The organism is Arthrobacter sp. B2I5 (assembly GCF_030816735.1).
GTDB lineage: Bacteria > Actinomycetota > Actinomycetes > Actinomycetales > Micrococcaceae > Arthrobacter.
This window is the reverse complement of the sequence record NZ_JAUSYF010000001.1, coordinates 3027639-3041059: the sequence shown is the minus strand read 5'-3', so window position 1 is coordinate 3041059 and position 13421 is coordinate 3027639. Positions and strand designations below refer to the sequence as shown.

At 67.4% G+C, this 13421-nt stretch carries 10 protein-coding genes; 5 read left to right on the top strand and 5 right to left on the bottom strand.

Going from position 1 to position 13421, the window contains the following annotated elements; translation table 11 throughout:
- The first annotated feature begins 23 nt into the window (after positions 1–23).
- From QFZ60_RS14180 to sufU, 3 genes are all read left to right on the top strand, one after another.
- The gene (locus tag QFZ60_RS14180) at positions 24–2615 is read left to right on the top strand and encodes a helix-turn-helix transcriptional regulator (protein WP_307091217.1); all 2592 of its coding nucleotides are present in this window, start codon (positions 24–26) and stop codon (positions 2613–2615) included.
- Between the two features lie 598 nt (positions 2616–3213).
- Positions 3214–4539: a SufS family cysteine desulfurase gene (locus QFZ60_RS14175; RefSeq protein WP_307091216.1), complete on the top strand. Its 1326-nt coding sequence runs from the start codon at positions 3214–3216 to the stop codon at positions 4537–4539.
- Positions 4540–4562: 23 nt separating this feature from the next.
- Entirely contained in the window at positions 4563–5012 is a 450-nt protein-coding gene (gene sufU, locus QFZ60_RS14170) for a Fe-S cluster assembly sulfur transfer protein SufU (RefSeq protein ID WP_307091215.1), read from the top strand.
- 95 nt (positions 5013–5107) lie between these two features.
- Here sufU and QFZ60_RS14165 read toward each other — a convergent pair whose 3' ends face one another.
- Genes QFZ60_RS14165 through QFZ60_RS14155 form a run of 3 tightly spaced genes read right to left on the bottom strand, consistent with a single transcriptional unit; the run spans position 5108 to position 7379 of the window.
- Positions 5108–5329: an SCO4848 family membrane protein gene (locus tag QFZ60_RS14165; RefSeq protein ID WP_142030682.1), complete on the bottom strand. Its 222-nt coding sequence runs from the start codon at positions 5327–5329 to the stop codon at positions 5108–5110.
- Positions 5330–5331: 2 nt separating this feature from the next.
- Entirely contained in the window at positions 5332–5829 is a 498-nt protein-coding gene (locus tag QFZ60_RS14160; protein WP_307091213.1) for a DUF2505 domain-containing protein, read from the bottom strand.
- Positions 5830–5873: 44 nt separating this feature from the next.
- Positions 5874–7379, bottom strand: coding sequence for an SDR family oxidoreductase (locus QFZ60_RS14155; RefSeq protein ID WP_307091212.1), 1506 nt, complete (start codon positions 7377–7379; stop codon positions 5874–5876).
- Positions 7380–7670: 291 nt separating this feature from the next.
- On the opposite strand from QFZ60_RS14155, the gene mfd reads away from it, so the two are divergent.
- Positions 7671–11417: a transcription-repair coupling factor gene (gene mfd / locus QFZ60_RS14150; RefSeq protein ID WP_307091211.1), complete on the top strand. Its 3747-nt coding sequence runs from the start codon at positions 7671–7673 to the stop codon at positions 11415–11417.
- 6 nt (positions 11418–11423) lie between these two features.
- Complete coding sequence (locus QFZ60_RS14145; RefSeq protein WP_307091210.1) at positions 11424–12236, top strand: metal-dependent hydrolase; 813 nt, start codon at positions 11424–11426, stop codon at positions 12234–12236.
- Positions 12237–12378: 142 nt separating this feature from the next.
- Here the strand turns inward: QFZ60_RS14145 and QFZ60_RS14140 are convergent, their stop codons facing one another.
- Together QFZ60_RS14140 and deoC are read right to left on the bottom strand one after the other, a co-directional pair.
- Positions 12379–12642: a hypothetical protein gene (locus tag QFZ60_RS14140; protein ID WP_142120785.1), complete on the bottom strand. Its 264-nt coding sequence runs from the start codon at positions 12640–12642 to the stop codon at positions 12379–12381.
- 50 nt (positions 12643–12692) lie between these two features.
- Positions 12693–13412: a deoxyribose-phosphate aldolase gene (deoC, locus tag QFZ60_RS14135; protein WP_307091208.1), complete on the bottom strand. Its 720-nt coding sequence runs from the start codon at positions 13410–13412 to the stop codon at positions 12693–12695.
- Positions 13413–13421 lie beyond the last annotated feature (9 nt).

Here is a 13421-nt window from a genome sequence, read left to right as displayed (position 1 = left end):
TCCTGACCGGACGGAGGGAGCCGGTGGACCGCATCTGCACCATGGTCCGCAATGGAACCCACCGGGCCGTTTTCATCATGGCCGGCCCGGGCATTGGAAAGTCGGCGGTCACTGACGCCGTGACCGAGCGCCTTGCCGGGAACATGTTGATCCTGCGTATCCACGCCAGTTCGGCCCTGGCCGGGGTGCCGTTCGGGGTCCTGACCCCCTATACAGGAGAACTGACTGCCGAGGAGTCCGTCTCGCCCGTCGCGGTGCTGCGTTCCATGTGGTCATACTTCGAGAAGCTCAAGGCCGGCCACGGGGGAGCAGTCCTGCTGGCAGTGGACGATGCCCACCACCTGGATGACGCTTCCGCAGGGGTGCTGGCTGAAGTGATATCCGCCGGGTGGGCAACAGTGGTTGCGGCCGCCAGGCCACGGCCGGGACTGCCGCAGCCGCTGGACCAACTCTGGTACGACGGCCTGGCCGAACGCGTGGACCTCCGGCCCCTCAACCGGGAACAGATTGAAGAGGTCCTGGCCCACGTCCTTGACGGGACCGTACCCGCTGCAACCGTGGACTCCATATGGACCGCATCAAGCGGCAACCCCCGGATCCTGGACGCCCTGCTTCACGACTCAGCTGAAGCCGGCGTCCTCGCCAAGCGCAACGGGATCTGGATGCTGCTGGGCCAACTGCCCTCGGACGGGGCCCGGCTGGCAGGGGTGGTTGCCAAAGACCATCTCCGGCGCCGCACTGAGGAGCAGGAAGCCCTGAAACTCATCGCCCTTGCCGGACCTGTGGGCAGGAAGGTCATCGAAGACATCAGCGGGGCGGCAGTGGTCCGGTCCCTGCTGGACCAGCAGATCATCGTCGAAGCGCCCGGCATCCCGGCCGGGCTTTCCATCTGGAACGGGCTCTTTGCCGGCGCCATCAGGAACACCGTGTCGGTCTCCCGCAGCCTCCAGTTGCTGGAGAAGGTCAAGGCCCACCGGGACCCCACCCAGTTGCAGGGGGAGGGCCGGCTGCGGGCGGTGGAGTGGGCCCTGGAGTGCGGTGTCAGGGTCAGTGACGACGAAATGCTGGCAGCGGCCAAAGAGGCACTGTTGAGGTTCCGCAACCACAGTGCACGTTCCATTGCGTCCCGTATCCAGGATCCGGCCATGGTTCCGCTGGCCCAGGCCATCCAGGCGCGAGCGCTGTACAACGAGGGTGCGTACCCGGAGGCTGCCGCCCTCCTTGACGAATGCTGGCTCCCGCTCGCTGAAGACCCTCAGGGACCGGACGTCCTGCTGCTTCGCGTCTGGGCCCATCAGGCCAGTGGCCATCCGTTGGGGCTGACGGCAGAGGACGTCGAAAAGCACGTGCCGGCTTCCGGAAACGGCTACACGATCTGGCAGGAAGAACTCCTGCACCTGCTGCACCTTGGTGCGGAGGTGAACTTCCAGGCACTGAACGACGCAGTGGACGCGATGCGGAAGCACCATCCGGCAGAAGCCGGGGAGCCCCTCCGCGCCCTGGCCGAGGGTCTCCTGGCCCATGCCCTCGTCTCGGGGGGACGCCCCGTCCAGGGATTGGAGGCCGCGCTGCTGGCGGCCTCGGAACTTCCCCCGCTCGAAGGCAGCCTGTTCTTCTTCCCCGAGTTTGTCCTGGGACGGCTCGTGTCCGATTACCTGGCCATGGGTGAATGGGAGTCCGCGGAGCGGGAGATCAACCATTACGCCGTCGGACACGCGCCTGCTGCCGCCACGTTCAACGGCAGCCTCCAACTGCTGCGGGGCTACTCGCTGCTGCGGCAGGGCCGAATGGAACGCGCCTATCAGGTCCTGCTGCCCGCCGTGGAGGCACTTCGGCTCAACGATCCCTTGCAGCTGTACCGTTTCGGCACCGCGCTTGGCTTCTACGCCGCAGCCAGGCTTGGAGACACCGAGCAGGCACAGCGCCTGGAACAGGATCACAAGGACGCCGACGCCGGCTGGCCCGCGCACGATCTCCTTGCCGAAGCCTATATGGCAGCGGCCGCTGAATACCTGATTCGTGACGGCAAGGGCCTGGCCACGCTGCAGACGCTGATGACCACCACCGAGGCCTCCGCCAGGACAGGGAACTTCCTGGAAATCCTGACCATGTGCTGGGACCTCGGGGACCCCTCCGTTATTCCCATGGTGCAGTCAACAGCGCGCGGTGTGGAGGGCCGCTGGGCAGAGGCGCTGCTCACCCTGGCCACTGCATGGGAACATGCCGACGGCGACACCCTGATGACCACGGCTGCCTCGCTGGAGGAGGCAGGCTTCGTCAACCTCGCCCGTGAAGCCTACGCCCGCGCCAGCACCGTACTGGAACAGGCGGGGGAACGCCGCCGGTCACGGCAGGCCGTTGCCCAGCGCGAAAAGTGCGACCACGAACTGGGGGAGCGGTTCCGCGAAGGACGCTTCATCGCCGCGGCTCCCACCGTGCGGCTTACCAGGCGTGAACAGGACATCGTCGAGCTGGCAGTGCAGGGCCTGACCGACCGCGAGATTGCGCAGCGGCTCATGGTCTCCGTCCGGACGGTGGAAGGCCACCTCTACCGCACCTACGTCAAGCTCGGGGTCCGCAGCCGCGATGAGCTGGAAGCGGCCCTGCCAAAGTAGCCCCTGCCCTTCGAGCCGCCTCTGCCGCCGCGCTCCGGTGCCCCCGTGCTCCTGCGGCCGCGCTGCTGCCCGCCGTACCTCTGCCGGGCAGCGCCCCGCCGTGCTGCTGCGTCCTGCAGTAGCGCCGCCACGCTGCTGCAAGACGCGTGCAGCCAGGCCGCTGCTGCCCTGGTGACTGCCCCGGCAAACCGGCCGGGCCGCCGTCGGGCCATATGGGCCGCTCACGCCACGGCGGATGGTGTCCGGGAGAACCTACCCCCGTAGTGCGCCTGCCGGGATTCGAGTACACCCTACTCGTGTACGGAAGGGCCCCGCAGGATTTACTTAAGGAGGCAAAGCAAAGCGGCGGACCGGAGGCCGCGGAGCAGCCACACAGGACATTGAGGCCCTCTCAACTTCCGGTCCCCAGGGACCGGGCCAAGACGGGGCCGGCGACGTCAGAGTCTTCTGAGACCGAGACTCTCCCCCCAGCCGTCGCCGGCCCTCTGCTCCCTCGGCTGAAGCCCGGGGTGCGGTGGCGGCCGCCCCTCCCGGGCAGCCGCCACAGCCGTGTGTGGGACAATTGGGTGTCAGACATTGGCAGCCCAAGGAGTTCGTTTTGGCCCTAGTATCAACGCCAGCCACACTGGAACGTGCCGTACCTGTCATGGACAACGCCGAGGTGCTGCGCATCCGCAACGACTTCCCGGTCCTGAACCAGCTGGTGAACGGACAGCCGCTGGTCTACCTCGACTCCGGGGCCACGTCGCAGAACCCCGTCAGCGTCATCGAAGCCGAGCAGGAATTCTACGAGCAGCGCAACGCCGCTGTGCACCGGGGCGCGCACCACCTTGCCGTGGAGGCCACCGAAGTCTTCGAAGACGCCCGGCAGACCATTGCCGACTTCATCGGTGCCGAATATGAGGAAACCATTTGGACGTCGAACGCGACGGAGGGACTGAACCTCCTGTCCTACGCGCTGTCCAATGCCGGGCTGTGGGCTGCGCAGGGCCGCGGCGACCAGCGGCTCGGGGAACTGGCGCTGGGGCCGGGGGATGAGATCGTGGTGACCGAGATGGAGCACCATGCCAACCTGATTCCATGGCAGGAGCTGGCCTTCCGCACCGGCGCCACGCTCCGCTACATTCCCATTGCGGACGACGGCAACCTTCGCATGGACCAGGCCGGCGGGATTGTTGGCCCGCGCACCAAGGTCCTTGCCTTCACGCACGCCTCCAACGTCCTGGGAATCATCAACCCGGTGAAGGAGCTGGCAGCGCTCGGCCACACAGCCGGCGCCCTGGTGGTCCTGGACGCCTGCCAGTCCGCTCCACACCTGCCCTTGAACGTCAAGGAACTCGACGTGGACTTCGCGGTCTTCTCCGGCCACAAGATGCTCGCCCCCACGGGAATTGGGGTGCTCTACGGGCGGCAGGAGCTCCTGGACATCCTCCCGCCGTTCCTGACCGGCGGGTCAATGATCACCACCGTCACCCTGGAACGGGCCGAGTACCTGCCGGCACCCCAGCGCTTCGAGGCAGGCACCCAGCGCATCTCCCAGGCAGTGGCCCTCGCAGCCGCAGCGAATTACCTGACCGAAACCGGGCTGGACCGGATCCATGCGTGGGAGGCCGAACTGGGGCAGCGCATGGTGGCGGGGCTGGAGTCCATCCCCGGCATCCGGGTCCTGGGCCCGGCAGCGGGAAAGGAACGGATCGGCCTTGCCGCATTCGACGTCGACGGCGTCCACGCCCATGACGTGGGGCAGTTCCTGGACTCCCGGGGCATCGCGGTGCGCGTGGGACACCACTGCGCCCAGCCGCTACACCGCAGGCTTGGGCTGACCGCCACCACCCGGGCCAGCGCCTACCTCTACAACACCACGGACGACGTGGACCGCTTCCTTGAAGCGGTAGCCGGCGTCCGGGCCTACTTCCGTGCATAGCGGTAAAGACGAAAGCTGACATTATGAGCCTTGACCAGCTGTACCAGCAGATCATCCTGGACCATTCCAAGGCCCGCCACGGCAGCGGGCTCGCCGCTACGGAAGCGCCCCAAGGCACCTCCACCGGACAGTCGCACCAGCTCAACCCGGTATGCGGCGACGAAGTCACCCTCCGGCTTGCCGTCCAGGACGGGAAAGTGGCGCAGGTTGCCTGGGATGGTGCCGGCTGCTCCATCTCCATGGCCTCCGCGTCCGTCCTCAGCGACCTTGCCGAAGGCATGACCGTGGCTGAGCTGCATGAAGTCATCGACAGTTTCCGTGAGGTCCTTCGCTCACGCGGGAAGGTCCATGCCGATCCCGGGTTGCTGGGCGATGCCGCAGCCTTCGAAGGGGTTGCCCGCTATGCCGCCAGGGTCAAATGCGCCATGATCTCCTGGGTGGCTGCCGAGGACGCCCTCAATCAGGCAGCCTGAGCCAAACCGAAAACAGCCCGGGCCTTCTTCCATGAGGAAGAAGGTCCGGGCTGTCTTTTGAGCCGGGCAGGCCGGGTTCAGCCTTGCAGACGGGTTCAGCCCAGCAGGCCGAGGACGCCGATCACTGCCGTGGCGAGTCCGAGCACCATGGAGATGCTCACCAGCACCACATGCACGGTCAGGAACCGGGTGGCCTTGCCTGCCGCGTCACGGGCCCTGGGATCCTTCATCACGCGGCGCAGGAACTGCGGCCAGACCACCAGCGACCAAACGCCGGCGACGATCAGGACCAGCGCGGCGAGGACGGGAAGCTGCATGGTTAGTGGCTTTCCAGCCAGGCCTGCGCCTGTGCGGCCTGCAGGTTCAGTGCCTTGGCCACCATGGGTTCGGCGGCGTCGGCGATCTTGCCGCCCAGGAACGGGACAGAGGACTTGACGGCGCCCTCAAGCTCCACCCGGGTTCCACCGGCATCCGCCACGAGGCGCTGGACGGCGGTGACGTCCACGGGCGCGCCGGCGATCTTCAGCGAAATGTTGCTCTGGCGGGAGCCGTCGGCCGCAGGGGCTTCCCAGCTTTCCACCTGGGTCACCTTAAGGTGCTCACCGACGAACTTGCGGGCGATCTCGGGCAGGCGGGTGGTGGGAAGGGTGCGCACGGAGGTGGCGTTGAAAGCCCCTGCAATGTCGCCGTCCACGGTGAATGACTCCAGGGTGCCGCCCACCAGCTGGCTGACGTGGCGCTGGAAGTCTTCATTCACCAGCACTGCGGCAACGCTGTCAACGGGGTGCGGAAGGGAAGTGGTTGCGCTCAGCGCCATGGGTCCTCCTGGGACGTGGGGAAAGGATTTACGCCTCCAACATCCTACGGGGTGACCGGCGAGGCCTCCGCATCGGACAATTTCTGGGCGGTGGCGGTGATGTTCCGGGCCATGGCCGGGAAGATCAGGCTGTGGAACGGCAGCACGGCCAGCCAGTAGAGCCGCCCGCTCAATCCCTTGGGGAAGAAAATGGCGCGTTGCCGGTAGCGGCTTCCGTCGCCGTCGGGCTCCACCGAAAGCTCCAGCCACGCCCGTCCCGGCGCCCGCATCTCGGCCCGCAGCCGGAGCAGGCGGCCCCGATCGATCCGCTCCACCCGCCACCAGTCCACCACTTCGCCGGCAGCCAGCGTGTGGGGGTGCCGGCGGCCGCGCAGCAGGCCGGCGCCGCCTGTCAGTTTGTCCAGCCATCCCCTGACCTGCCAGGCCAGCGGCAAGGAATACCAGCCGTTGCGCCCGCCGATGCCCTCGATGATGGTCCAGACGTGGGCCGGGTCCACATCTCCGTGGAAGGTCCTTTCGTCGATGTACACCTTGTGTCCTGCCCAGTCCGGGTCGCTGGGGAGCGGATCGGAGTCGGCACCGGCGTTGGCCCACGTGGTCTCCACTTGGCCGTCCCGCTCCTTGCCCAGCGCCAGGGCCACCGCCGTACGGTAGGGGGTCAGGCCGCCGTCGGGCTGCGGGATGTATTGGTCGATGTCGTGCTCGTTGGCTACGGCGTCATGCTGCAGCGACTGGACCAGCGGCACGGCCATGGAAAGCGGGATGGGTGTTGTCAGGGCCACCCACATGCCTGCCAGCTTGGGCGCCGGCACCGGCAGCGCGAGCACCACGCGGTAGGGCAGGCCCGCTTCCGCTGCGTATTCCTTCATCATGCCCGCGTAGGTCAGCACCTGCCGGCAGCCGATGTCGAAGGTGCGGTTGATGGTGCCCTCCAGCGACGCCGCGGACACCAGGTAGTAGAGGACATCACGGACGGCGATGGCTTCGATCCTGTTGCGCACCCAGCTGGGGGCCGGCATCAGGGGCAGCGTTTCGGAGAGGTGGCGGATCATCTCGAAGGACGCGGAGCCGGAGCCGATCACCACGCCCGCCTGGAAGACGACGGCGTCCACCGGGCTGTCCAGGAAGACCTTGCCCACCGCCTCCCGTGACCGCATGTGGGTGGAGAGTTCCACGCCCTGGGGGTGCAGGCCGCCCAGGTAGACAATACGGTGTACCCCCGCGGCGGCTGCAGCCTCCGCGGCCGTGCCGGCCATTGCTTTTTCCTTTGCCTCGAATCCTGCACCGGCAGCCATCGAATGCACCAGGTAGTAGAAGACGTCGACGCCGGCCAGGGCACCGCGGAGCGCGTCGCCGTCGTCCAGGCTGCTTTCCACGACGTCCACTTTGTCCCGCCAGGGCACGCCGGCGATCTTGTCAGGCGATCGGACCAGCACCTTGACGGTGTGGCCTGCTTCCAGCAGCTTGGGCACCAGGCGGCCGCCTATGTAGCCGGTGGCGCCGGTGACAAGCACAGTCTTCGGTGTTGGCGGGGCGCTCATTGCAGTCATGCTGGCTCCTGTTCGTCCTGGCCGGTATCCGTGCGGGACCCTGTCTGCCCCAAGCGGTTCGTCCCTTGCGGTTCCATCGTCACTTGTGGTTCGTAGCCGCGGCCCTTGCGGACGGCCGGCTCCGAAGGGATGTGGTGCGGCCCTGCCAGCCTAGGCCATTCCCGCGAAGACGGGGCGCCGCGCTGCCATGTCGTTCCTGCGCGGTAGGCTGGGAGTACCCGGGATTCGCAGCGAATTTCGGGTTTTCGCGTTGCCTGCTTGTCTTCGATGAACACCACAGGAGCTTCTGCCATGAGTCTTCCCGGCCAGTCCGCCGCCGGCACATCCAGCACAGGCACATCCCGCGCCGGAACGTCCCGCGCCGCCAAAAGCAGTGCCGCCAAGGGCAGTGCCGGAACGTCCCCAGCCCCGTCGCTGGACGGACTGCGCCGCGCGCTGGCACCGGACCAGACGTTCGCCCGGGTCCATGCCGAGGCCGCCCGGAGATTCGCCGTCCGCGGACAGGACTACCAGATCAGCGCTCCTGCGGGACTCCGTCCGGTGCTGCTCGCGGAGATGGCGGACGGACTCGCCACCAAGGAGGACCAGACCGGCGGCGTTGAGCCGGGAGTTGTGCTGGCCGTCACCGCCACAGGCCGGGAGGCGGAGGACCTGACGGCAGCCCTGCGCGCCTACCTGCCGGCGGACGCGGTGGCGGAGTTCCCCAGCTGGGAGACCCTCCCGCACGAGCGGCTTTCGCCGCGTTCGGACACGGTGGGCCGCCGGCTTTCAGTGCTGCGCCGCCTGGCCCATCCGGAAAGCTCGACGGCGGGACGCCTCCAGGTGGTGGTGGCGCCAGTCCGCGCCGTGGTCCAGCCCGTGGTGGCGGGCCTGGGCGACCTGGTTCCCGTCACGCTGAAGGTAGGCCAGGAGCTTCCATTCTCCGACGTCGTGAAGAGCCTGGCCGACGCCGCGTACGCCCGGGTGGACATGGTGACGCACCGCGGCGAGTTCGCCGTCCGCGGCGGCATCATCGACGTCTTCCCGCCCACGGAGGACCACCCCATCCGGGTGGAGTTCTTCGGGGACGAAGTGGACCAGATGCGCTGGTTCGCCGTGGCCGACCAGCGCTCGCTGTCCGCTCCCGGCATCCACCACCCCACCGAGCTGCACGCCCCGCCGTGCCGCGAAATCCTCATTACCCCGTCCGTCATGTCCCGGGCCGCCACCCTGAAGGCCCAGCTCCCGGCAGCGGCGGACATGCTGGAAAAGATCGCCGGCGGCATTGCCGTGGAGGGCATGGAGTCCCTGGCACCGGTGCTGGTGGATGCGATGGTCCCGTTCGTTGACCAGTTGCCCGCGGAATCCATCGCCGTGGTGATCGAACCGGAGAAGGTGCGCACCCGCGCCCACGACCTCGCCGCCACCAACGAGGAGTTCCTGGAGGCGGCGTGGTCCACGGCGTCCGACGGCGGGGCGGCGCCTTTGGACCTGAGCTCGCAGGCGAGTGCGGCGCTTCATTCGGCGAGCTTCCGCTCGCTGGCCGACACCCGGGGGTCCGCCCTGGAGCACGGCGTGTCCTGGTGGTCCATCACGTCACTCGTGCAGGACGCGGAACTGCTCCCCGAGATCGACGTGCTGAACCTGCATGCCCGCGAACCCCGCGGCTACCAGGGCGACGTGGCCGAAATGATGGACTTCATCGGCTCGCACGTCCGCGACCAATGGCGGATCGTTGTTGCCACCGAAGGTCCCGGCCCGGCCCAGCGCCTGGCCGAGCTGTTCCATGAGAACGACATCCCCTGCGCCCGGGTGGACAGCCTGGACCACGAACCCCAGGCGGGCATCATCGAGGTGACCACTGCCGCCGTCGGCCGTGGTTTTGTCCTGGACGGCCTCAAGCTGGGCCTGCTCACCGAAGCCGACCTGCTGGGCCGGACCTCGGCCGGGTCCACCAAGGACATGCGGCGGATGCCCTCCAAGCGGCGCAACGCCGTCGATCCCCTGCAACTGGTGGCGGGGGACCACGTGGTCCACGAGCAGCACGGCATTGGCCGGTTCGTGGAACTCATCCAGCGAAAGGTGGCCGGCGGAGGCGAGGGCGTCCGGGAATACCTGGTGCTGGAGTACGCGCCGGCCAAGCGCGGCGCACCCGGTGACCGGTTGTTCGTCCCCACGGACCAGCTGGACCAGGTGACCCGCTACGTGGGCGGCGACACCCCCGTATTGAGCAAGATGGGCGGCGCGGACTGGGCCAGCACCAAGTCCAAGGCCCGCAAGGCCGTCAAGGAAATCGCCGGCGAACTGATCCGGCTGTACTCCGCCCGCATGGCCTCCCGTGGCCACGCCTTTGGCCCTGACACCCCGTGGCAGCGCGAACTCGAGGAAGCCTTCCCCTACGTGGAGACGCCGGACCAGCTGACCACCATCAACGAAGTCAAGGCGGACATGGAGCGGGAGATCCCCATGGACCGCCTGGTGTCCGGCGACGTGGGCTATGGCAAGACCGAAATCGCGGTGCGTGCTGCCTTCAAGGCTGTGCAGGACGGCAAGCAGGTGGCGGTGCTGGTGCCCACCACGCTGCTGGCCCAGCAGCACTACGAGACCTTCACCGAACGCTTTTCGGGCTTCCCGCTGCGGGTGAAGCCGCTGTCCCGGTTCCAGAGCGCCAAGGAAGCGAAGGAGACGGCGGAAGGGGTCAAGAGCGGGGCCGTGGACGTGGTGATCGGTACCCACCGGCTGCTGGCCAAGGACTTCGAGTTCAAGGACCTGGGCCTGGTGATCGTCGATGAGGAACAGCGGTTCGGCGTGGAGCACAAGGAAGCGCTGAAGAAGATGCGCACCAACGTGGACGTCCTGGCCATGAGCGCCACCCCGATTCCCCGCACCCTGGAAATGTCGCTCACCGGGATCCGGGAAACCTCCACCCTGGCCACCCCGCCGGAGGAACGGCATCCCGTGCTGACTTACGTTGGCCCCTACACGGACAAGCAGACCTCAGCCGCCATCCGGCGGGAACTCATGCGTGAAGGCCAGGTGTTCCTGGTCCACAACCGGGTGTCCACCATCGAGCGGACGGCCGCCAAGATCCGTGAGCTGGTGCCCGAGGCGCGGGTGGAGGTGGCGCACGGCAAGATGTCCGAGAGCCGCCTGGAGCAGATCATCGTTGATTTCTGGGAGCGGCGCTTCGACGTGCTGGTGTGCACCACCATCATCGAGACCGGCCTGGACATCTCCAACGCCAACACCCTGATTGTGGACGGCGCGGACAAGTACGGCCTGTCCCAGCTGCACCAGCTCCGCGGCCGCGTAGGCCGTGGCCGCGAACGCGCCTACGCCTACTTCCTGTACCCGTCGGAGAAGCCGCTGGGCGAGGTGGCGCTGGAACGGCTCAAGGCCGTGGCCGCGCACAACGAGCTCGGCGCCGGCATGCAGCTGGCCATGAAGGACCTGGAGATCCGCGGCGCCGGCAACCTGCTGGGCGGCGAACAGTCCGGCCACATCCAGGGGGTGGGCTTCGACCTGTACATCCGCCTGGTGGGCGAGGCCGTGGCCGACTTCCGGGGTGAAGCCGAGGAAAAGGCCGCCGAGATGAAGATCGAGCTGCCCGTCAACGCGCACCTGCCGCACGACTACGTTCCCGGGGAACGGCTGCGCCTGGAGGCGTACCGGAAGCTCGCCGCGGCCCTCACCAACGAGGCCATCGACGAGGTCCAGGCTGAACTCGTTGACCGCTACGGCGAACTGCCGCTGCCGGCCCAGAACCTGGTGGCAGTGGCACGCTTCCGTGTTGGTGCCCGCGAAGCCGGGCTGTCCGACGTCGCACTGCAGGGAAACTTCATCAAGTTCTCCCCGGCCACCCTCCCCGAATCCAAGACCATGCGCCTGAACCGGATGTACCCCGGATCGCAGTCCAAGCCCGCCCTGGACGCCGTGCTCATCCCGAAGCCCAAGACAGCGCGGATCGGAGGCCGGGACCTGCAGGACGCCGAGATCCTGGAATGGGCCAACGGCGTGATCAGGAACATCTTCTCCGATGCCCCGCTGGCGGTGAGTTAGGACTTGATGGGAGGACACCACGCCGCGTCGGGAGCCGCGGCGTGGGTAGCTGTTGCGTCCACCGGCCCCTACACCCTGGGCTGGTATCCGCTGGACCCCACGGGGATCCTCATCGGCGGCATGGCCACCGCGGGCACGGCGCTGGTGTGCGACTGGGACCATCGGGCAAGTACGGTGGCCCATTCGCTGCCGCCGCTGTCCAACGTGATCGCGCGCGGCATTGAAAATGCCAGCGGGGGCCATCGGCAGGGCACGCACTCCATCCTGGGTGCCGCGGTTTTTGTGTTCCTGGCCGGCCTGGCGGCGCAGGTGCATATGGACACGGGCTGGGGCCGCCTGTCCGTGGGGGCGGGGCTGCTGTGCATGTTCCTGATCAACATTGCGGCCAAGGCGTTGAAGCTCTTTCCCAAGAGCGGCTTCATCTCCAACTGGATTTTCGCGCTGGTGATGGCCGGCCTGGTCACCGTGTACGCGCCGGATCAGTGGACCTGGCTGCCGATGTCAATGCTGATCGGGGTGGTGGTGCACATCGTCGGCGACCTCATCACCACCGGGGGAGTGCCGCTGCTGTGGCCGCTGGTGGTCCGGCCACCGAAAATGCTGCGCCGGTTGCCGCTGCTGCGAAACGTCTGGCGGGCGAACGGCGCCCTGTCCCTGCCCCTGCTGGGCCGTGCCGGTTCCAAACGGGAGTGGCTGGTGCTGATCCCGGTCAGTGCCTACGCCATGGTGGGCATGTCGATGGCCGGGTGGGCCATCGCCCAGCACCACTGGGGCCGGGTGGCCGCTGCCGCGGGCGCATGGATCAGGCTCTGGTTCTAGCAGGCAGCGCCTTTCACCAGCAGACGGCAAAGGACCCCGGACAGTGTCCGGGGTCCTTCCTGCTGCTCACCCCAACTGGGTCGCAGTAACTGTCGTTATGGGGATGCAAAACAACATGTATTGCTACTTACTTGGGGGGGGGTTAGTGCTCGCCGGCAGAGTCGGAACGGCCGAGGATGGTCTGCGGGATCCAGAATGCCAGCGCAAACAGGACCAGGCAGGCGGCCATGGGCCACGGGTTGCCGAGGGTGAGGAATGACAGCGAGTAGATAGCGCCCAGGAACAGGACGAAGCAGACGACGAAGAGGATCACGCTGGTGGCGAGGTTGTTCTCGTTCTGCGGGGTCCGGACGGAATCCTGGTTCGACGCCGTGTCCCGGCTGGACGCGTTGATCTGGCTGGACATGTGTTCCTCCTCGGCCCCGCGGGGCTTAATCTGCGGCCGCCCGGTTCCGGTCAGTAAGCGGCTGAACCCTGTTCACCCTTGACAATGGCAATCCCGGAGCTGGCACCAATTCGTGTTGCACCTGCTGCAATCATAGCCTGCGCGTCGGCCAGGGACCGTACGCCGCCGGAGGCCTTGACGCCCAGGCCTGGGCCCACGGTCCTGCGCATCAGGGCTACGTCTTCGGCGGTGGCGCCGCCGCCGTTGAAGCCGGTGGAGGTCTTCACGAAGTCCGCCCCGGCCTCCACGGCCGCCTGGCATGCCAGCACCTTCTGCTCATCCGTGAGGAGGGCGGTTTCGATGATGACTTTCAGGATGGCGCCGCCTGCATGCACGGTCTCTGCAACCGCTGCGATGTCGTCCGTCAGGGCACCCTTGTCGCCGGCCCCCGCGGCGGCAATGTTGATCACCATGTCCACCTCGTCCGCCCCGTCCAGCACGGCGCCGCGGGCTTCGAACGACTTCACATCGGTGGGCGTGGCACCCAGCGGGAAGCCCACTACGGAGCAGGTGAGGACGCCCGTGCCTTTGAGCGCGGTGGTGACGGTCTTGACCCAGATGGGGTTGACGCAAACCGACTTGAAACGGTACTCGGCCGCCTCGGCACAGACCTTCAGCACGTCAGCCTCCGAGGCTTCGGGCTTGAGCAGCGTGTGGTCGATGTAGGAGGCGATGTCCGCGGTCCCGGCCTGGTCAGCGGTTCCTGCGTGAACGGTGGCTTCGTTGCTCATGATGGTCCT

Coding starts and splice junctions, on each gene's coding strand:
- QFZ60_RS14165 (WP_142030682.1), bottom strand. CDS start 5,329: ATGCAGCTTCCCGTCCTCGCCGCGCTGGTCCTGATCGTCGCCGGCGTT.
- mfd (WP_307091211.1), top strand. CDS start 7,671: ATGAGTCTTCCCGGCCAGTCCGCCGCCGGCACATCCAGCACAGGCACA.
- deoC (WP_307091208.1), bottom strand. CDS start 13,412: ATGAGCAACGAAGCCACCGTTCACGCAGGAACCGCTGACCAGGCCGGG.
- QFZ60_RS14160 (WP_307091213.1), bottom strand. CDS start 5,829: ATGGCGCTGAGCGCAACCACTTCCCTTCCGCACCCCGTTGACAGCGTT.
- QFZ60_RS14145 (WP_307091210.1), top strand. CDS start 11,424: ATGGGAGGACACCACGCCGCGTCGGGAGCCGCGGCGTGGGTAGCTGTT.
- QFZ60_RS14155 (WP_307091212.1), bottom strand. CDS start 7,379: ATGACTGCAATGAGCGCCCCGCCAACACCGAAGACTGTGCTTGTCACC.
- sufU (WP_307091215.1), top strand. CDS start 4,563: ATGAGCCTTGACCAGCTGTACCAGCAGATCATCCTGGACCATTCCAAG.
- QFZ60_RS14140 (WP_142120785.1), bottom strand. CDS start 12,642: ATGTCCAGCCAGATCAACGCGTCCAGCCGGGACACGGCGTCGAACCAG.